The sequence below is a fragment of the Aeribacillus sp. FSL M8-0254 genome (assembly GCF_038008845.1).
GTDB lineage: Bacteria > Bacillota > Bacilli > Bacillales > Aeribacillaceae > Aeribacillus > Aeribacillus composti.
Map to the genome: position 1 here is coordinate 1,209,742 of NZ_JBBOZY010000001.1, position 21,268 is coordinate 1,231,009.

The following is a 21,268-nucleotide window of genomic DNA, read 5'->3' on the forward strand; positions in this document are numbered from 1 at the left end:
ATGTTGGAACAAAAAGTAGCGGATGCTGTTGAGTTTTTTCGCGGTGAACCCGGCTTTCACCGCCTTTTTCTGCTGATGAAAAAGAAATATCAATCACTTGGGAGAATCGGCGGAACGGTCAAATTAGACGGTTTTTCATTTGAAGAAAAAGAAGCGCTCGGGGCGTTTTTTGGGAAGGATTTTCATCAAGAATCTACTCCTTCGGTTTCATTAAAAATGTTTGCCGAACAATTAGAGAAAACGCGCTTTGCCGGTATACCGCTCGTTACGTTACTTGAGAATTATTTTGGTGAAGACATTACAACCAATCAAGAGAAGAGGGAAACAGATCGGAAGAAAAAAGAAGAATTTTTTCAAAACCTTATTCATCAATATCCCGAACAAGCAAGGCTTCTCTCTTTTATAACTGAATCAGCTCCCCAAAACCGCTTTATTCATATCGCCTATTCGCAAGATCGGGAACATTTGGAGACTGTTTTAAAGAATGTGTGCACTGCGCTTCAACATTTGCCGAAAAAAGGTGATTATGAACGTCTTTCAATTTTTTCACAAAAAGTGCTAAAAGATCCGCACGCATTTGACTTACATACGTTTCAAGGAAAAGTATTTCTTCATGCACTTCAATTTTACTCTGATCAAGACTATGACTTATCCTCAGTCGAGGAAGTCAATGAGCTCCTGCAATCATTTGGCATTTTACGGGAAGATATTTTAAACTTTGTGACATGTGCGGGAATTTTGACAGAAACGGAACAGGGAATTCATTCTGTGTTTGCTTCTGCTGTAAAAACCAATACAGTACTCAATGTGCCATTGCGGGAAATATTGAAGTTAAAACGTGCATATCCTGCTAAGGGGCAGACCGTATTTGTCGTTGAGAACTCAGGCGTATTTTCCGCTTTGTTGGATTTATTTCCTGACGCTTTCCCGCCGCTGATTTGCACAAATGGGCAATTTAAACTAGCGTCACTGATGTTAATAGACTTAATCATCCAAGAAGGTTGTCAAATATATTATTCTGGAGATTTTGATCCTGAAGGACTAAAAATGGCGCAGCGATTAAAGGAGCGGAATCAGGAGCATATTCATTTATGGCATTTCCAATTAGAAGATTACTTAGCGTCATCTCCAGAAGTTTTGTTGTCGGATGACCGAGTAGCGAAACTAGAAACTGTTACGATCGAAGAATTGCAGCCGATCAAAGAGAAAATGCGGGAAATAAAAAAAGCTGGGTATCAAGAAGAAATCCTGAAGAAGCTTTATGAAGATATTTGTCGCCACATGTGGGATTAGGCTGGAAACATGATTTGCGAGTCTGTTCCCATTCGATTTGCTAACAATGTGCGAATGGGGACAGGTGGTTACATAGTAAAGAAAATACACGTTTGGATAGACGTACTTACTTTTCGAGTTTATATGATCATATTTCATTATTTGAGGTTTTAAGCTTCTTGTTGGTTTTAAATTAACCCGATGTCTATATATGATGAGCTTGCTCATTTTGGTGCAAGTGGTCCATAATTCCTATGTTGAAATGGAAAGAAAAGCGAATTATTTTGCAGCTGCTCTAATATTGCCGTGGAAGCTCTTCCTATACTTATATAAAGCTAGAGGGGTTTATTAATTGAAAGAAATTTTGGATGGTTTCTATAAATGCGATGATTGTAAGAAGTTATCATATATGTTTAATAAGTTACAATTCAATACCAATGCCAGCAAAAGCAAATGTACCAAAGGAAATAAAAACACTCAGTTGAAATTAAGTTGGACCGCCAAACTCTAATGGAGAAAAGATTTGAAAGTACCAAAACAAGATTAATCTAGATTTAGAAATTTTGCATCAACTCTTTCAAGGAAATTCAAAAAATTCGCGGTTAAAATAAACCAGATTTTACAAGCTCAAGCATCTGAAAGGATCGGATTTGAAATTGGCTAGTATTTTTAGACCCATCCATTTTTACACAATTGTACGGACTTAACTCTATTAAATAGATGTATGACTGGAAATGATATATATTGTAAAATTTATGATAAAATAGCACTATATACATGTTCTTATGGGTGAGGTGTGTATATGTCGCAAAATTTTCGCTTTTTAGAAGAAAAATGGGAAGTTCTCGCCCGTGTTGGGGAAACAGCTGAACGAAATGTCTATCAAAATCCAAATGTGGCGATAAGTGAGCTTAGAAAATTTGCTGAAACTATAACAAAATATATTTTAGCGTTAGAAGAAATAAAGGAAGAACGTAGAACTGATCAACAGGAGCGTCTGAGAATTCTTTTTTATGAGCAAATTCTGCCGAAAGAAATATATGACTTATTTACGGTCATTCGTTTGAAGGGGAATCAAGCGGTACATAATCCGAGCTATGGTGAAGTAAATGAGGCAAAAGCTTTATTGCATATGGCGTTTCGAATTGCGGTTTGGTTTATGGAAGTGTATGGCGATTGGTCATTTCAAGCTCCAGAATATATCGAACCGACACCGCAAACATCTATATCAGAAGATGAATTGAACCATGTAGTTAAGTCATACGAAGAAAAGCTTGCTCATTTGGAAACAGAGCTTGAGAAGATCCGAAAGGAACAGCTATATATTAGCAATGAAGAGAAACAAAAACGACGTGAATATTCACAACGGGCAGTCGCCAACTTTGAATTGACAGAGGCCGAAACCCGCATTCTCATTGATCAGCAATTGCGAGATGCTGGCTGGGAGGCTGATTCAGAAAAGCTGCGTTTCTCAAAAGGAGTTCGTCCGGAAAAAGGAAAAAACATGGCGATTGCGGAGTGGCCTTTAAAACATGGTTACGCTGATTATGCTTTATTTATTGGCAACGAGCTAGTAGGGATCATTGAAGCGAAACGTGCTAGTAAAGATATCCCATCTGACATTGAGCAAGCAAAAGAATATGCAAAGCTTATTGTTCGGCATGGTCATGAAGTGATCCATGAACCATGGGGAGATTACTATGTTCCATTTTTGTTCGCAACCAATGGCCGCCCCTTTTTAAAACAGCTAGAACAAAAGTCAGGCATTTGGTTTTTAGATGCGCGGAAATCAACGAATCACCCGCGACCACTTCAAGGATGGTACACTCCTCAAGGACTGAAAAATCTATTAGAAAAAGATACGGAACGTTCGGAGCAATTTTTGCGTGATGAAAAATTTGATTATCTTAAATTACGAGACTATCAAGTCAAAGCTATTCAAGCGGTCGAAAAAGCATTGGAAGAGAAAAAACGCAGCATTTTAATCGCCATGGCAACCGGAACAGGGAAAACAAGAATGGCGATTGGTCTCATTTATCGATTGATCAAAGCAAAGCGTTTTAATCGTATATTATTCCTTGTCGACCGAAAAGCTCTTGGAGAACAAGCGGAAAGCGCTTTTAAAGAAAGTAAGCTGGAAAATTTCCATACGTTCACTGAAATTTATAGCTTACAATCGTTATACGATCAAAAACCAGATGATGAAACAAAAGTACATATCGCTACCGTACAAGGAATGTTAAAACGCATTTTCTACAACGAGAAAACAGAAGACATTCCATCGATTGATCAATATGATTGCATTATTGTCGATGAAGCCCATCGAGGCTATACACTAGATAAAGAGATGAATGACATAGAAATTGAAATAAGAGATCACAATGATTATGTAAGCAAATATCGAAAAGTACTTGATTACTTTGATGCCGTTCGCATTGGTTTAACAGCAACTCCTGCGCTGCATACTACAGAAATTTTTGGACCGCCGGTTTTCACTTATTCTTATCGTGAAGCAGTCGTCGATGGATATTTAGTCGACCATGAACCACCGTATCAATTTGAAACGGTATTAAAAAAGGAAGGAATCACTTGGGCCAAAGGTGAAACAGTCGACGTATATGATACGGTTTCCGGCACAATTTCACAAGAATACCTTGAAGATGAAGTGAATATTGAGGTTGCACATTTTAATACAAAAGTTATCACAGAAAGCTTTAATCGTGTTATTATACGAGAGTTGACGAATTATATTTCTCCTGACGATGAAGGCAAAACATTGATATTTGCAGCGGCAGATGATCACGCAGACTTAGTCGTACGTCTTTTAAAAGAAGAATTTGAAAAAGTATACGGTGAAGTCGAAGACAATGCGATTATGAAAATTACAGGCTCTATTAAAGATCCATCAGGTGCGATTCGACGCTTTAAAAATGAAAAATATCCAACTATTGTTGTGACGGTGGATTTGCTAACGACAGGTGTCGATGTTCCAGCAATTACAAATCTCGTCTTCTTGCGCCGCGTTCGCTCTCGGATTCTTTATGAGCAAATGCTAGGCCGAGCAACGAGAAGATGTGAAGAAATCCGAAAAGATCACTTTAATATTTTCGATGCGGTTGGAATCTATGAGTCTTTAAAACCATATACAAGCATGAAGCCTGTTGTCACTCGACCAAATATTTCACTGACTCAATTAGTAGAAGAATTAGAAGGTTTAGAAAAAGAAGAACACCTTCAGCATCAACAAGAACAAATTATTGCCAAAATCCAACGAAAAAAACGCCAATGGTCAGATAAGCAGCACCAAGACTTTAAAGTATTATCTGGTGGAAAAACAGTTGATGAATTTATAGATTGGGTAAAAAACTTGAATCCTGTTGAATTAACTGGACAGTTAAAAGAGTATAAATCGATGTTCCGTTATATGGATGAAAATCGCTATCGGGAAAATAAACAATATATTTCCACGCATGAAGATGAACTTATTGAAGTTAAACGCGGATATGGAAATGCTGAAAAACCGGATGATTATTTACAATCATTTGGAGAGTTTATCCGAAACAATATGAACAAAATCCCTGCGCTAATGATTGTATGTCAACGTCCAACTGAATTAACGAGAGAAGAGTTAAAAAAATTATTGCTTGAATTGGACCAGAAAGGTTTTTCCGAGAAAAAATTACAAGCAGCTTGGCGCGAGGCGAAAAATGAAGACATCGCAGCGGACATCATCGCTTTCATCCGCCAGCAGGCTTTAGGCGATCCGCTTATTAGTCATGAAGAACGAATTAAACACGCCATGAAGAAAATTTACCAAATGAAAGCGTGGCCGCCTGTGCAAAAGAAATGGCTGGAACGTATTGAAAAGCAGTTGCTGCAAGAATATGTTCTTCATCCGGACCCTGAAAAGGCTTTTGAATATGAACCTTTTAAGAGCCGTGGAGGCTTTAAACAATTAAATCAAATTTTCGATGGACAATTAGCACAAATTGTTCGCGAAATTAATGATAATTTGTATAACTATCACCAAAAGAAGGAGCAAGCGTAGATGAACAACAGAGAAATCGTCCAAAAACTATGGAATTTATGTAACGTGCTTCGTGATGACGGCATTACGTATCACCAGTATGTGACAGAGCTAACGTATTTGCTGTTCTTAAAAATGATGAAAGAAACCGGTCAAGAATATATGATTCCTGAAAAATATCGTTGGGATTCGTTAGTAGAAAAAGACGGAATTGAACTGAAAGAGCATTATCAACAGCTGTTGCTTGATTTAGGAAAAGAGGAAAATGAATTATTAAAACAAATTTATACAGATGCGACATCTAATATTAGAGAACCAAAGAATTTGGAAAAAATTATTCAATCCATCAATAACTTAGATTGGTACAATGCGAAGCAAGAAGGATTAGGGGATTTATACGAAGGGCTGTTAGAAAAAAACGCGAGTGAAGTCAAATCAGGTGCGGGGCAATATTTTACGCCTCGCGTCCTTATTGATGTTATTGTCGAACTTGTGAACCCACAGCCGGGAGAACGCTGCCATGACCCGGCTGCTGGAACTTTCGGTTTTATGATTGCGGCGGATCGTCATATTCGTGAGCAAACGGATGATTATTTTGATTTGTCACAAGAAGAAATAGAGTTCCAAAAATATAAAGCTTTCTCAGGAGTGGAGCTTGTCAGAGATACGCATCGCTTAGCGGTCATGAATGCGTTGCTTCATGATATTCATGGGGAAATCTTGTTAGGCGATACCCTCTCTTCACTAGGTGAAAGTTTGAAAAATTTTGATGTGATTTTAACGAATCCGCCTTTTGGAACAAAAAAAGGCGGCGAGCGGGCAACACGAACTGACTTCACCTTTACAACATCGAACAAACAGCTGAATTTCTTGCAGCATATTTACCGCGCTCTCAAGGCAAACGGCAAAGCTCGCGCCGCGGTTGTCCTTCCAGATAACGTCTTGTTTGAAGGCGGGGTAGGAGCCGACATTCGCCGCGACTTAATGGATAAGTGTAATTTACATACAATTTTACGCTTGCCAACTGGCATCTTCTATGCCCAAGGAGTGAAAACGAACGTTTTATTCTTCACCCGCGGGACAACAGATGTCGGCAACACAAAAGAAGTATGGGTGTACGATTTACGCACGAATATGCCTTCCTTCGGCAAACGGAATCCGCTAACGAAAGAACATTTTGAAGGATTTATCAAGGCTTATACGGCAGAAGATCGCAGCCAAGTCAAAGACGAGCGCTGGAATGTGTTCACACGTGAAGAAATTGCGAAAAAAGGCGACAGCTTGGATATTGGTCTAATTGCTGATGAATCCTTGTCCGTCTACGAAAACTTGCCAGACCCAATCGAATCTGCAGAAGAAGCGGTGGAAAAATTAGAACTAGCGATTTCGTTACTAAACGAAGTCATTGCCGAGTTAAAAGCTGTCGAACAACCTAATAGCTACCAAGCGACTTCTAAAGAAATTCTGAAAGTGGCAGAAACATCTGAGGTGCTTGAAAAATGAGCAAAAAGAAACAAAAATTGATGGAAGAACTACTAGAAGAAGCATTAGTGCCGGAAGAAGAGCAACCGTATCCACTCCCGAAGAATTGGGTGTGGACAAGATTAGGAAATGTTGTCGATTTTATTAATGGTGATAGGGGAAAAGGTTACCCATCAAAAAAAGATTTCGTTCAACATGGAATCCCTTTTATAAATGCAGGGCATCTAGAAAGTGGAAATATAAACATGGAAAAAATGAATTATATTTCAAATGAGAAGTATGATTCATTGCGAAGTGGGAAAGTCATCAATAATGATGTTTTATATTGTTTAAGAGGAACTTTAGGTAAGGCAGCTATAGTTAGAGGTATCGATAAAGGCGCAATTGCTTCATCACTTGTTATTCTGAGACCAAATAATGATGTAAACAATAGTTATTTATATTTCTATCTGATAAGCGGATTAGGAAAATCGATGATAGAAATTCATGACAATGGTTCAGCACAACCAAATCTTTCCGTTAATAATGTAAAAAAATTTATTTTCCCATTGCCTCCAAAATACGAACAAAAACGCATTGCTGAGAAAATCGAGCGACTTTTTGCTAAAATTGATGAAGCAAAGCGGTTGATTGAAGAAGTAAAAGAATCTTTTGAGCTTCAATGGGCAGCGATTTTAGATAAGGCGTTTAAGGGACAATTAGGTACAAACGATCCTAACGAGAAGAGTATGCTAGAAACATCAAATGACATAAAAGAAAAAGATCTTATTCCAAAAGAAGAGCAACCATATGAAGTGCCAAAGAATTGGGTGTGGGTAAAAACAGGTGCTATTTTTGAACAAATTAAAGAACAGGTACTACCAGTTGGAAATGAAACCTATGTAGGTTTAGAGCATTTAATAAAAGGTGGAGGTATATCTCATACTGAGTTAGCTAAAGACATTAAGAGTAAAAAGGTTGTTTTTAAAAAGGGAGATGTATTATATGGAAAGCTTCGTCCTTATTTGAATAAGCATGCAGTTGTTGATTTCGATGGTGTAGCTTCTACGGATATACTTGTATTAAGGACTGAACATAAATATCTTAATCAACTTTTAGACTACTATTTGGGACTTCCATCGACTATAGATTATGCAGTTTCAAATAGTAATGGTATTAATCTTCCAAGGGTATCACCAAAAAAAATGAATGATCTCCCTTTCCCGCTTCCACCAAAGAATGAGTGGAAAAGAATAGTTAAAATTTTAGATAAAATGTTAAATAATTTAATTGAAGAACAAACTTTAATTGAACAATTGGAAGCGGAATTGATTTCACTAAAAAATTCGATTTTATATAAAGCCTTCCGTGGCGAGCTCGGTACGAACGATCCAACCGATGAACATGCGATTGAGTTGTTAAAGGAAGTGTTAAAATCTAAATAAAATATTTATGTAGGAGGGGCTGTCTAATAAGTCGTTTTTTGGCTTATTGACGGCCCCCCTTTTATGTTTTAGAAACGTTGATATATCGATGTTTATGATTTTTTGTTATCAATAGGGATTTGACTTTCTGGACAGCCCCTCTTTTTTCATTGCGCAAAGTTGTGAAGCGGGATAGTACACTCATTCAACATTGTCTTCGTCATTCTGTTATTTGTACTACGCATATTAACTACAACAGACCACATACTTACTTTCTTGCTAACACATTTGCTAACGTAATTATTTTTTTAAGTTAAATTTAATGAACGGAGTTAATTTTCAACAGCTAAAAAACCTTGATAAATCAAACTTCTTTTGCATATAATTTACAGGCTTTCTTATTCAAGGAGAACGAAAATAGGGAGAACGCTGGATTTTTGAACTTCCCCTCCTCATTGTCCGATCTGCCCGACTTGCTTCGGACGGACAACTAACATGTCATCGAAACGAAAACAATGGATTCATGGCTATACTGGGTTGAGCTTTCCATAGAAAGACATCGCTGCCAAGCCTGTTTCCTTACAGTTACTGTTTCCTATCCGGGTCTTCCGTCTCACAGTATCGCAACGGAATCGTTTCAATATTGTGGGTCGCCCAGTTACGTATCGGAAAAACGATTCAAGAAGTCGCTCGCTTGTTATAACTCGCTTACACAACAGCAGAACGCTGGTTTTATCAATATACTCCGACTCTTTGACCAACATCGAATCCTACAAGTAGTATGTACGATCGTTAAATGCATAAATGTAAAACATTCGGCGAAATGAATTTTTATCTTTCCGCTAGTGATGCATATTGCATCAGAGGTGCCTATTCTTTTTTCAGTTTTCGGGTAGTGATATAATCAATTAAAAGAACAAGTTGAGGTGATGGAGATGGAATGGCAGGAAGTGCGTTCACTGTATCCGAACCAATTTGTGAAATTACAGGTATTGAAGTCTCATTTACAGGGTGATCAGGAGATTATTGAAGAGGTGGCTGTCATTGAAACGGTTTCGGATGAGGATGCAACTCGTGAGTTACTGCAATCAAAAGGGGATCAGCTTGTTTATCACACTAGTCACAAGGAGATTGTCTTAAAAGTTCGTGGAACGATTGGTCTGAGGGGAAATTTTCGTTATGCAGATTGAATATCGTGATGGGTTGTTGTTTACATCGATAGAAATTGTTTATCAAGGAAGGTCTAAGTTGATTGATAATATGGTCATTGATACTGGTGCTGTCAAAACACTGATTTCTCAAAATGTAGTAGAGGATATTAATTTACGAGTAGAGATGGGCGATCATATTGTTACTTATTACGGAATCGGAGGAAAAGAGCACGCATTTACGAAGAAATTGGACTCTATTAAATTAGGTTCTTTTCAACTGAGAGAGTATGAGATTGATTTTAGTGGGATGGACTATGAAGGGATTAACGGTTTGTTAGGATTAGATATATTGCTAGACGCTGGACTTGTTCTAGACCTAGACAAATTAGAAATGTACCGTTCCGGTCCAAAATAAAGGATAGGTGTCTGTGATTCAAAAAAGAATTCGTGCCACTGTGCATCATCCGACTCTTTTTTTGATTTATATTCAGAAAATTCTGTTTAAAATTCCGATCTTTTTCCTCTTCATTCCGCATTTAGCAATTGGTGAAGTAAAGATTCACTGACTTCGAAATCTGAATTATATTGAAATACCTAATCACAACATCTTCTGTTAACACTAAGTCAAATATGATTATACTTGCAACCATCTTTATCCTGTTCAATTAAAAACTCGAAACGGAATGTCCGTCCCGAGTTTTTAATTGAGCTTGATTCCTAAAAGTTTAAGCTATGTCACTCTTGACATCTCTTGTTTTTTTGCTACCGAACTAAGATAAAGCAGGTCACGAGTTTGCAGCCATTGGATGTTCTGTTTTTTCATTTTATGTCATTTGGTCAATTCTTATATTTTCAGGGCTTGTTTTACGGTTTCCTTCAGAGGGGTCAAGGATCCGATCAGTTTTTGCAGATCATCTGATGTTTTGGACGCTTCTCCTTTGGAAATCGCGTCATAGATCGCTGCCGTAATTTCAGCAAACGGCTCAGGGACACCAGCGTTTACGAGGAAATTTTTCTCTTCTTCGAATGAGACAGGCTGATGCACGACTTTTTTGCCGGAAACCTCGGAGAGAATTTGGGCAAGATCGTCAAAGGTCCACGGTTGATTGGAAACAAGGTTATACGTTTTGTTTTCATGCCCTTCCTCTGTAAGAACCGTTGCGGCAGCCAAAGCAAGTTCATTGCGTGTTACTGAATTAACGATCCCGCTTCCCGCATTCGTAACAATTGCTCCAGACTCTATGGATGCGCGCAGCCACTCATTTACAAAAAAGTCCGTATATAAGGCATTACGCAGGAAAGTATACGGGATATTGGTCGTACGGATGGCATATTCCGTTGCTAAATCAACGTATGCAAGGGGAATTAATGACTCCTCAGCAAAGGCATACCCTGTGTAAGCAATATGTTTGACTCCCGCATCTCTGGCAGCTTTTACGACATTTGCATGTTGAACGATAAGAAGCGTATTATCATAATGCGGACCTGAGATAAAGAGCAGCTTGGAGACACCTGCAAAAGCCTTTTGAAGAGATTCCGGTTGATTATAGTCGCCATGGCGAACTTCCACGCCTTGATCGGCAAGAGTAGAGGCTTTTTCAACATTACGCACGATGGCAATGATTTGACTGGCGGGAACTTTTTTGAGCAAATGTTGAATCACAAGCCCACCGAGTTGACCAGTAGCACCAGTAACCGCAATTGACATAAACATTTCTCCTTTTTTTCTAAAGATTTTTTGAATAAATAACATCATCTAGGTGGCGAAGCCAAAAATAAACGAAGGCGGCCGCAATTGAAGACTGGATTGAGGAATGACTGTTTATTATGTATTTCGGCCATTCTTGCCCACCATTCACCATTATAATTGCATCAAAAATGTAAATCAAATCTTATGCCTGTGCTGCTAAACAAGGTGAATGCCTCCTATCATTTTGTCGCGCCTATCATAGATAAGGCCGTGCAATCAAAATTTTTACAAGTCAACTCCTCTTTTTAGCTTTTTAATAGTTTGCCCCTGTTGTTCAACTCATGAAAAAGTTATTTTCTCTTTCCCTAAACTAGATAAACCTATGATGCTTCGTGTTTTTTTTATATATGATAGAGATTTTTTGTCCTCTTAAACAGTTTTTGTTACATTCACATAAGGACAGGGGATCTGGGGTAAGTTCTTAAATTGAGGAAAAAATACTCCAAAACAACGGTTTAATATTCTGAATTTTCTGTTAAAATGTAGGTGAGCAATTCATAAAATTTTTTGAAGGAGAGGGCTCAACATCAGATTGCCGATCCATATTGAAATCGGTGGAGGTATTGAAACGGGGAGCTTTACTGAAAATATAGCTGAAAGCGACAAATCGATGGAAGTCTTTCAAAATCGTAAGTTATAGATCTTCTAGATAAACCTGATCCGGTTTTACGAAGTTTACAGGGGAGCCGATTGCCACTTGCCCTTTTTGTGGTGAGTTACATGTCTATTTCGATAATCCTGATTCGGTTTATTTTACGAAGTTAGTTGGAGTGAGGATTTCCATTGGTTCTCTATGTCGTATGCTATAAGTCTATTTCGATGATTCTGATTTGTTTTTACGAAGTTTGCAGGGGCAAGGATTTCTATCGGTTCTCTTTGTCATGAGTTATAAGTCTATCTCGATAATCCTGATTCTGTATATTTTGTGAAGTTTGAAGGGGCTACGATTCCTACTTGGACTCTTTGTCCCTTGAGGTTGGTGATGGCAGAAATGCAGAGCATCCGTTCGTTCATTTTGTCTGATGGAAAGAAAAAGGTTTGATCATTTAATAGAGTGATTATCCTCAAAATTTCACTATCACGGAAGATCCCAATCATAAGCCAAACGAGAATTTGATCGGGTTTTGGGCGCATGACCGGGAGGAGGTGGACCGGATTGCAGAGCTTGTTGTTCGATATGGGGGCACCATCGACAGCGGTCCCTGGCAGTTCCCGATCAGCCCGACTTATTATGCGGTTTATTTTCAGGATCCTTGCGGAAACAAGTATGAAAAGGTCCATCGATTAAATTGATTCAGCACCCGTTGTTGCCCAGCCGAAACCTTTTCGTTGCTGCTAGCTTCTTTTAGCGGATACCGGTTACGGTTTCCGATTTGTGCGGGCAATTTCCCGCTTGACGGCCGGTGCCACTTTAGTACCCAGCAGTTCGATGGCACGCAACACTTTTTTGTGCGGCAGCGTGCCGACGGTCAATTGCAGAAGGAATCGATCGTGGCCGAAAATTTCATGCTGGAACAAGATTTTTTCGATCACCTGCTCAGGGCTGCCGACAAAATTGGCGCCCCGTAAGGAAAGAGAGAACTCGAACTGCTCCCGGGTCAATGGCGGCCAACCGCGTTCCCGTCCCAGCCGATCCATCATCGTTTTAAACGCTGGAAATGCAATGTCAGCTGCTTCCTGCGACGAATCGGCGAGAAAACCATGTGAATTGATACTGAGGTGCGGCGTTTCGTGCCCCGCCTTTTGCGCTGCCTCCCGGTGTAATTGAGCAAAGGGCGCGAACCGTTCGGGCAGACCACCGATGATGCCCAGTGCCATCGGAAGACCGAGCATGCCTGCACGGACGGCCGACTCCGGGGTTCCTCCAACGGCTATCCAAACCGGAAGCGGATTTTGCAGGGGCCGCGGATAGATCCCTAGATTGTCCAGCGACGGACGATGCTTTCCCGCCCATGTGACCCGTTCGGATTCCCGCAGTTTGAGCAGCAGATCAAGCTTTTCTTCAAAAAGCTCGTCATAATCTTTCAGGTCGTAGCCAAAAAGGGGAAAGGATTCGATAAACGAACCGCGGCCGACCATGATTTCAGCGCGGCCTTGAGTGAGCAGGTCCAAGGTGGCAAATTGTTGAAACACCCTCACCGGATCGTCAGAGCTTAAGACGTTTACTGCACTGGTCAACCGAATGCGTTTGGTGCGGGTCCCGGCAGCGGCAAGCACTACCGCTGGAGCCGATACGGTGTAGTCGGGACGATGATGTTCACCAATGCCGAACACATCCAGTCCGACTTGATCGGCTAGTTCAATTTCCTCCATCAAGTTTTGCAGCCGTTCCCCCGGGCTGATCAATTGACCGGTTTCCGGATCAACCGTCCGTTCTCCAAATGTGTAAATGCCGATTTCCATCCGTTGGCCCCTCCTTTGATTACTGTTCGTTCATACCGATGTTAGATTTATCTTACCCTATTTATTCGACGCCAGGCAATAAAAAGGGCTTAAGGCAGCAACCGCCTTTCCTCAAGGGTGTTTTGCTATGGATGGGAAGTTCGTTTCGGACAATTTTATCGTAAGAAAAATTTAGCTGACAGGGAAGACGAGATGCCCCAAGATTTTTCCCTAATTCGCTTATGGAGAGGGAATGCTGGTGTGTTTTGTCGCTGTCCCAACGTTTTTGATTCATTAGCGGAGCGGGAAAACCGCACGGTGCTTTTCATATCCGTTGTTCGCTTCCAGACTGGGAATAACGCCTGTCTATTATCCAAAAGCATTTTTCTCCCGGAAACGGGCATTTTGTGGAACCCAAAAATCATGACGTATCTTCATAGAGGCTTCTTTAGAATGCTGAGAGCGGAGGGATTCTTTCTTCCATCTATTTAAAATAAATCTTGACGTTTGCCGGATATCCAACATATGCCCATACAAAAGCCGTGGCGAATGCATAAAAAATATTGAGATGTAAATTGTTACAACGGGAGGTATGGAAAATGTACCCGGAACGTCAATTTTTCGGAAGGAGACCCTTTTTCTTCGGAGGGCGGAACCCCTTTTTCTTCGGTGCACCGTTTTTTGGCGGCTTGCTCGGCGGCTTTTTAGGTAGTGCACTGGTAGGACCGCGGCCATATCCGTTTTATCCGCCGTATTACGGAGGATTTTATGGCGGTTATCCGTACTATTGGTAAACGAAAATTTTTTCGACGAGCTGTCTTAAACGGTCATTTTAGAATGACTTTAAGGCGGCTTTTTTCTGTGAAAATAATTTAATTCCACTTAGCCCATGAATAGCTTCAATCTATTGAGGGTAATATATAAATAACCTAAAAAAGACAATAAGAAAGCAGAGCTACCTAATGGAAGGTAACTTTGTTTAAACTTATTCTTCTTTGGTTATACTAATTAATTAAAGGTTCTTTATAAGGCTCCTTATTAATTAGCATAGAGTAAATGATTCGAAGCATTCGATGCGATATGGCAACGAGTGCTTTTTTCTTTCCTCTTCTTGCAGCAATCGACCAATATTTAGCAGCTAACCAACGATTCCTACTTTTAGAGATTGCCCATGCTACTTCGCACAGTACAGTTTTGATATGAGGATTCCCTTTAGTCGTTTTAGTTGACTTTCGTTTTCCTGCACTTTCATGATTTCCTGGAGCAACTCCGGCCCAAGACGCTAAGTGTTGAGAGGTAGGAAATTGTTCCATGTTCACCCCAATCTCTGCAATAATAATTGCTGCGGAATCCTTTTTAATACCCGGAATCGTTAGTAATAACTCCACTTCTTCTTTATAATTCTTCAGAATTTCATCTATTCTTTCCTCGATTTGGCTGATTAATGATTCTAAATAAACGATGTGTTGCCAAGATTGTTTGATTAGAAAGATTTGATGATCGTTTAAAGTACCGAATAAAGAGTCTGTAATCATTTGTTTTTTGTGCTTCATTCTTCCGTGAATACTATTTTCTACATCAATGGAATCAACATATCCATTTTGAATTAATTTGGATAGAAGTTTTCTTCCAGAAACACCAAACACATCTGAAATAACTGAATTTAGTTTAACATTTGAGCATTCTAATACTTTCAGAATCCTATTTTTTTCTGAAGTCAAATGGCCGATCCATTTTTTACGAAGCCGAGTTAAATCACGAAGGTTTCGTATATCTTCTGGTGGAACAAAACTTTTTTCAATCAGTCCATAACGCAATAACTTCGCAATCCACTCTGCATCCGAAACATCTGTTTTTCTTCCAGGGACATTCTTGATTCTTTGAGCATTCGCTAATGTAATATCAAAGTAATCCTCCAAAATGTTATAAACAGGTTTCCAATAAATCCCAGTACTTTCCATCGCAATGTGCGTAATGCCATGGTTTTCCAACCACTTTAGTAAACGAAAGAGATCCTTTGTTAAAGTGGGGAAAGTTTCTGTTTCAATGAATAATTCATCGTCCTGTTCGCCAATCATGACACAAGCAACAATTGTTTCAGCATGTACATCTAATCCTGCACAACGTGTCATCAGTACATCCAATATAATCCCTCCCATAAAGTAGATTCACAAACAGCGAGTGAATTTGAAATATAAGCATTTTTCTGTACGTAGTCATCATTCCAAATGAATGAGCTAACAATGGGTTGTTCACCAAATCCACTCAAACAGTTTTTTATTCAGGGTATCATCCACCATAAAAGCCTACGTATTGTTAACTGTTTGTGTTATCTACATTATGGGAAAGAAATATCCATTTTCATGCCAGGGTTGTGAATGAAAATTCATGATTGTTTTTTATCCGCAGATTGCAAGATGTAATTCGGGATCAAAGGCAGATGTCGATTCATCATATAACATCGCTTTTGGTTCCATAGCAAGCTCTTGTGCAATTGCCACGCGCTGTTGTTGTCCTCCGGAAAGTTGACTTGGGTAATAGTTCATTTTTTCAGCTAAAATCAACTTTCTTTAAAATAATTCTCCGCAGTTTTACGAGCGGCTTCCTAGGAATTGTTGAGGGCTTTATCTGTACCAGCCATTTCGTCGCCATTGGAAATAAGTTAAAGCATCGAAGAGCCCTTCTTATTTCTTTTCAAAGAGCAGCTACATGCTTTTCATTAACCTTCTCAATTGGTTTTACAAAATAATGTCCAACTAGTTTAACTGTTCCTGAATGAGGGAAGACATTTCATTCTATTTGGATATGCCCTATAAAGAATGGTTGTGATTCTTTTAAGAAGGTTTTAGCGGATGTATTGAATATTCAACTGCCCTCTTTAGAATTTTTGAGGGCAGTTTTTTATGTATGTGTCAAGTTTTTCTCGACATTGCTTAAAGCACACTATTTTCAGCGCTCCCTTTTTGTACGCTTACTCTCAGCTACTGCGCTTTCGCTCATCAAGAGAAGTAATCGACATCAACGAAGAGCAACTCCAACCCTACACCTACTATTCCCCAAAACTATTCATGTTGATTCCGATTCTGATGCAAAAGTTCGGTCGAAAGCAGAATCTGATCAAGATCAAAACCAAGAGCAAAGAGATTAATTGAGCATAATTAAATGTGGGTGAGATGTCTTTTTTGTCCCGCCTATAATATAGGGTGAGAATGTTATGGAACATTTAGATAAAGGAGAGTTCTCTTGGTTACGGAATGCTTCTACCCAAATCCCTCAATCAAATAAATCTTCCATTGATTCGAGCGGGAATTCAGATGTAAATGTTGATGTAAATATTCAAGTTGATACGATACCCATTGCATTTGACGTTCTTTACTATTTATTGGCTACTAAGCAATTATCGCACGAAGAGTTTGAATATGCTTTACGTAAATTATTGGAGACAACAAACAAGTATAAAAAGCTGAACCGTGACGGTTCTTCAAGGGTCAATTTGTTACATCCTCATGTATGGAAAATAATAAAGGAGATTTTACTTTTCCTTCATTTTTTAAAGGGAAACATGACAGGTAACCTATTTTTTTATCGTTTGGAATTTATTTTAGCATCCAATTATTTCTGAAACTATTAAGATGATAGGGACGGTGCGTTTCTTAAAAAAATGTGAAAATGCAAAAAATTGTAGGACTGTAAAGCATCTTTCTTTCAGCCCGGGTTACGATCTAGTTATAAAATGGTGAGCGCGTAAATGATCGAGAAGATTGGAAAAGAAAGCTGCTGTATGGATGCAGTGAAAGTTTAAAAATTTTGTCAATGAAATTTTTTTATGCCTTCAGCAAAAAGCACTGGCACGTTTTTCTTGATTAAAGCAGCATATGTAGAAAGGGTATTATTTTTTCAACCAAATTCAGAATTGATGAAGAACATAAATGCCCAAAAGTTTGCAGGAAGAGGATATCAATCGACAGTTCATATTGTGGAAATTCGAAAATTTATTTTGTTTCTTATTGCGGCCAAAGCATGCGGCCGCTCTTTTGTTTTGAAAAAGAGGAAGACAGATTATGCTAAAATATTTTTAAAATACAATGAATCGACAGCAAGATTTAGAGGGGGAAAACCATGGCGGTTAAAGCAGAGATTGATTTCCAAAAAGAATTATTTGAAGCAGCTAATAAAATGCGCGGAAGCGTGGCTCCAGCTGACTATAAACATTATGTACTGCCGCTTATTTTTTTGCGCTATCTTTCGAATAAATATGAACAGAGCTGCAATGAGTTGGAGCAAATTTTTGCGGAAAATGAAGAAATGCAGCAAGGTTTCGTTTCAGATTCTCATCAATATAGAGATAAAAATGTGTTTGTCGTCCCGAAGGAAGCAAGCTGGCACTATATAATGAAAAATGCTAAACAGCCGAATATTAAAGAAATTCTCGATAATGCGATGAAGCGAATCGAGGAAGAAAACCCAGAATTGACAGGGGTGCTGCCGCAAATTTATCAAGGCTTGAACTTGCCGGTAGAAAATGTTGCTGGATTAATTGAAATTTTTTCACGTGATGTGTTTAGTGGCAGCTCGGAAGACAGCATAGATATACTCGGTCGTACTTATGAGTATTTTATTAGTTCATTTGCTTCGTCAGAAGGGAACAGAGGCGGCGAGTTTTTTACCCCATCCTGTATTGTGGAATTGCTGGTGGAGATGCTTGAACCAAAAAGAGGTATCGTGTTTGATCCAGCGTGTGGAAGCGGTGGAATGTTTATTCAAAGCGGGAGGTATGCGCCGAATAAAAAGTCTCTTTTATTTTACGGACAGGAAAATGTCGTCACGACAGTACGTCTTGGAAAAATGAACGTATTGCTTCATGGCATCAATGCGGAAATACGGCTGGGAGATTCGCTGTTGAACGATCAATTTCCTGAATTAAAAGCTGATTATGTGATTGCCAACCCGCCGTTTAATCAAAAAGATTGGGGGGCGGACAGAATATCGAAAAGCGATCCACGCTTGATCGGGCCTGTTACAAACAGCAATGCAAACTATATGTGGATGCAGCATTTCTTATACCATTTAAATGATGCAGGATCAGCAGGGTTTGTGATGGCAAATGGCGCAATGACAACGAATGTTAAGGAAGAAAAGGAAGTGCGGAAAATATTGGTGGATGAAGGGTACATCGATTGCGTTGTCCAATTGCCGGAAAAACTGTTTTTCACAACAGGCATACCGTGCTGTTTGTTCTTTTTAAGCAAAAACCGCGATGGAAAAAACGGTTACCGTGCTCGAAGAAACAAAATTTTGTTTATCGATGCCCGAAAAATGGGAAAGCCCGTCAGCCGCAAGCAAAAAGCATTGTCTAAAGAAGAAATTGATAAAATCGCATCAGTTTATCGAGCATTTAAATATGAACATGCAAAAAGCTGCGAAAATATTGAAGGTTTCTGTAAAATTGCAAAACTTGAAGAAGTACAACAAAACGACTACAAACTGACACCAAGCATGTACGTCGGAACAGAGGCAGAAGAAGAAGAAGACATTCCTTTTGAGCAAAAAATAGCCGAACTAACGAAACGGTTGCTCGAACAATTTGAAGAATCGAACAAACTACAAGAAAAAATCAAACAAAACCTGGAGGAGCTGATGTATCGGAATGGGGAAAAGTCAAACTTAGTATTCAAAAGGGAAAAAAATGAATGATCTGAGAAAATGTGAAATTTTTTTATCGGTGCTTTCGAAAATTTCCTAATAAAGATTAATCGAGGAAAAAAGGTGGTATTAAGACCTTTCTGTCAGAGAAAAGTGTATTATAATCATTATAAAAGAAGAAGTTAAAACGAAACTTTTTCTTCACAAAACCAAACATTTGTTCTATTATTTTATGTAGAAACGTTTAGAGGATATTATAAATGAATCATGATGGAGGTTTCATATGATGGAAGAAGCGTTAAAATTAATATTATCAGAGCTAAAAGAAATGAAAGAAGGACAATCCCGTTTAGCAGCCGAACAACAAGGTGTAAAAGAAGAGTTGAAAGAGCTAAAAGTAGGGATGAAAGAACTAAAAGAAGGACAATCTCGTTTAACAGTTGAGCAAAAAGGTATGAAGGAAGAGCTGAAAGAGCTAAAGGAAGGTCAGTCTCGTTTAGCAGTTGAGCAAAAAGGTATGAAGGAAGAGCTGAAAGGGCTAAAGGAAGGTCAGTCTCGTTTAGCAGTTGAGCAAAAAGGTATGAAGGAAGAGCTGAAAGGGCTAAAGGAAGGTCAGTCTCGTTTAGCAGTTGAGCAAAAAGGTATGAAGGAAGAGCTGAAAGAGCTAAAGGAAGGTCAGTTTCGTTTAGCAGTTGAGCAAAAAGATATGAAGAAGGAGCTGAAAGAGCTAAAGGAAGGTCAGTCTCGTTTAGCAGTTGAGCAAAAAGGTATGAAGGAAGAGCTGAAAGAGCTAAAGGAAGGTCAGTCTCGTTTAGCAGTTGAGCAAAAATATATGAAGGAAGAGCTGAAAGAACTAAAAGAAGGACAATCCCGATTAGAAGTAAAAATGGAAAATATCGAACGAAAAATTACAGGAATCCATAAAACTTATGAGAATTTAGAACAATTTGTAGCACGTCAGCAGCGTGTGATTGAGGAATTGTCAGCACGTTCAGTTGAATACGGGGTAGAGATTAAAGAGATTCATCGCATTTTAAAAAATCAATAAAATAGAGTTTTTTTTTTGATTCAGAGTGGATTTTAATTGGAAACATGAAAAAGCGCCGAAACATTTTCATAATGTTCCAGCGCAATCCATAGTCAGCCGAATTTGTGCTGATTATTTTTAAGGATTGTTCGTTTATCTTCCTTTGACGATGGCAATAATTCCTTCTTCATCATCCAACACAAGTTCAATCCCAGCGTACGGGTCTTCGTTTAAAAATTCATCGAGCCAAAGACGCAGAGCTTCGATGATGTTTGCGGTAATAAGTACTTGCTTTCGGTCGTTTACATACGCTTCGGCAGAAAAGCCGTAATCGTCGTCATACATCAGCTCCACTACAACTTCTTCCGGCTTTATTTGTTTTTTTCGGGAAATGTACACGCAGATGGCGTTAATAATATCTTGCTCCGGAATGATCAGCTTTTCCATGGATTTGCAGCCTCTTTTTCTTTTTTATGTTTGATCAGGACGAAAATTTTGCGAATGATCGAGATGAGAATAACGATTGCCAGCAAATTAATGAATAAACCTAAAATTGAACCGAATATACCCATGTTTGCTAGCAGTCCGCCAAATAATAATCCGGCAAGCCCTCCTAACATAAGGCCTTTGAAAAATCCTCCTGATGAGAATGTGCCTTTGGAGGCGGCAGATTGATTTTTTGGAGTGTTTGCCTTTTTATCTTGGAAATTCGAACTGTTCGTTGTAGTATTTTTATTCAAATTGAAGCTTTTTTTCCCTGATTTGTATGACTTCGCCTCTACTATCGTTGGATGATCTTGAAAAACAACATTTCCAACAGGTGAAAAAATAAGCGCGAAAGTAAACAAAGCTGCTAATAATTTTTTCAATTTCGACTTCCCCCTATATGAAAGTATTTGTATTTTTGTGAACTCAGTTTCAATGTTATATACGATAGAAAATCAAATTAGTTTCACGATTTGATATCTTTTCTATATAAACGAATAAAAATTTTTCTTTCATCTAAGCATGTTATTCAACTATTACAATGCTGTAAACTAAGAATAGAAGACTTTAAAAAAATGGTGAGGCCGTTGTTTTACTTGAATATATTTTATCATGTATACTTGTTTGAAAGTATTTGCGAACTGT

At 38.8% G+C, this 21,268-nt stretch carries 16 protein-coding genes and 1 pseudogene; 11 read left to right on the forward strand and 6 right to left on the reverse strand.

Going from position 1 to position 21,268, the window contains the following annotated elements; genetic code table 11:
- The 6 genes from NSQ44_RS05925 (at window position 1) to NSQ44_RS05950 (ending at window position 9,750) form a co-directional block, all read left to right on the forward strand.
- Window positions 1–1,293 (forward strand): TIGR02679 family protein, encoded by a 1,293-nt coding sequence (locus tag NSQ44_RS05925; protein ID WP_340855776.1) that lies wholly within the window; start codon window positions 1–3, stop codon window positions 1,291–1,293.
- 781 nt (window positions 1,294–2,074) lie between these two features.
- Window positions 2,075–5,320, forward strand: a complete 3,246-nt coding sequence (hsdR, locus tag NSQ44_RS05930; RefSeq protein ID WP_340855782.1) for a type I restriction-modification system endonuclease — start codon at window positions 2,075–2,077, stop codon at window positions 5,318–5,320.
- On the forward strand, window positions 5,321–6,802 hold the full coding sequence (locus NSQ44_RS05935; RefSeq protein WP_340855785.1) for a class I SAM-dependent DNA methyltransferase: 1,482 nt from the start codon (window positions 5,321–5,323) through the stop codon (window positions 6,800–6,802).
- Complete coding sequence (locus NSQ44_RS05940) at window positions 6,799–8,205, forward strand: restriction endonuclease subunit S (protein WP_340855792.1); 1,407 nt, start codon at window positions 6,799–6,801, stop codon at window positions 8,203–8,205. The genes NSQ44_RS05935 and NSQ44_RS05940 overlap by 4 nt, the downstream gene beginning before the upstream one ends.
- A gap of 914 nt (window positions 8,206–9,119) precedes the next feature.
- Window positions 9,120–9,374 carry a hypothetical protein gene (locus NSQ44_RS05945; RefSeq protein WP_327848799.1) on the forward strand — a complete coding sequence of 85 codons (255 nt, stop codon included), beginning with the start codon at window positions 9,120–9,122 and terminating at the stop codon, window positions 9,372–9,374.
- Entirely contained in the window at window positions 9,364–9,750 is a 387-nt protein-coding gene (locus tag NSQ44_RS05950; RefSeq protein WP_327848800.1) for a retroviral-like aspartic protease family protein, read from the forward strand. The genes NSQ44_RS05945 and NSQ44_RS05950 overlap by 11 nt, the downstream gene beginning before the upstream one ends.
- A gap of 429 nt (window positions 9,751–10,179) precedes the next feature.
- On the opposite strand, the gene NSQ44_RS05955 is transcribed toward NSQ44_RS05950, so the two are convergent.
- Entirely contained in the window at window positions 10,180–11,043 is an 864-nt protein-coding gene (locus NSQ44_RS05955; RefSeq protein WP_340855798.1) for an SDR family oxidoreductase, read from the reverse strand.
- A gap of 1,119 nt (window positions 11,044–12,162) precedes the next feature.
- On the opposite strand from NSQ44_RS05955, the gene NSQ44_RS05960 reads away from it, so the two are divergent.
- A complete protein-coding gene (locus NSQ44_RS05960; RefSeq protein ID WP_340858162.1) occupies window positions 12,163–12,378 on the forward strand; it encodes a VOC family protein in 216 nt (71 codons plus the stop codon).
- Between the two features lie 66 nt (window positions 12,379–12,444).
- Here the strand turns inward: NSQ44_RS05960 and NSQ44_RS05965 are convergent, their stop codons facing one another.
- A complete protein-coding gene (locus NSQ44_RS05965) occupies window positions 12,445–13,488 on the reverse strand; it encodes an LLM class flavin-dependent oxidoreductase (protein WP_144597521.1) in 1,044 nt (347 codons plus the stop codon).
- A gap of 578 nt (window positions 13,489–14,066) precedes the next feature.
- Here NSQ44_RS05965 and NSQ44_RS05970 point away from each other — a divergent pair.
- Window positions 14,067–14,261, forward strand: coding sequence for a hypothetical protein (locus NSQ44_RS05970; RefSeq protein ID WP_063386410.1), 195 nt, complete (start codon window positions 14,067–14,069; stop codon window positions 14,259–14,261).
- 210 nt (window positions 14,262–14,471) lie between these two features.
- On the opposite strand, the gene NSQ44_RS05975 is transcribed toward NSQ44_RS05970, so the two are convergent.
- Together NSQ44_RS05975 and NSQ44_RS05980 are read right to left on the reverse strand one after the other, a co-directional pair.
- Window positions 14,472–15,611, reverse strand: a complete 1,140-nt coding sequence (locus NSQ44_RS05975) for an IS110 family transposase (protein WP_340855805.1) — start codon at window positions 15,609–15,611, stop codon at window positions 14,472–14,474.
- A gap of 276 nt (window positions 15,612–15,887) precedes the next feature.
- Window positions 15,888–16,004, reverse strand: a pseudogene (locus NSQ44_RS05980) (ATP-binding cassette domain-containing protein); the annotation flags it as partial.
- A gap of 677 nt (window positions 16,005–16,681) precedes the next feature.
- Between NSQ44_RS05980 and NSQ44_RS05985 the strand changes: the two are divergent.
- From NSQ44_RS05985 to NSQ44_RS05995, 3 genes are all read left to right on the forward strand, one after another.
- Window positions 16,682–17,089: a hypothetical protein gene (locus tag NSQ44_RS05985; RefSeq protein WP_340855811.1), complete on the forward strand. Its 408-nt coding sequence runs from the start codon at window positions 16,682–16,684 to the stop codon at window positions 17,087–17,089.
- Window positions 17,090–17,586: 497 nt separating this feature from the next.
- Complete coding sequence (locus NSQ44_RS05990) at window positions 17,587–19,161, forward strand: type I restriction-modification system subunit M (RefSeq protein WP_063386404.1); 1,575 nt, start codon at window positions 17,587–17,589, stop codon at window positions 19,159–19,161.
- A gap of 232 nt (window positions 19,162–19,393) precedes the next feature.
- Window positions 19,394–20,158, forward strand: a complete 765-nt coding sequence (locus NSQ44_RS05995) for a hypothetical protein (RefSeq protein ID WP_340855822.1) — start codon at window positions 19,394–19,396, stop codon at window positions 20,156–20,158.
- A 132-nt stretch (window positions 20,159–20,290) separates the two neighbouring features.
- Here NSQ44_RS05995 and NSQ44_RS06000 read toward each other — a convergent pair whose 3' ends face one another.
- Window positions 20,291–20,584, reverse strand: coding sequence for a YxcD family protein (locus NSQ44_RS06000; protein ID WP_063386402.1), 294 nt, complete (start codon window positions 20,582–20,584; stop codon window positions 20,291–20,293).
- A complete protein-coding gene (locus tag NSQ44_RS06005) occupies window positions 20,572–21,006 on the reverse strand; it encodes a hypothetical protein (protein WP_117017355.1) in 435 nt (144 codons plus the stop codon). The genes NSQ44_RS06000 and NSQ44_RS06005 overlap by 13 nt, the downstream gene beginning before the upstream one ends.
- Between the last annotated feature and the right edge of the window lie 262 nt (window positions 21,007–21,268).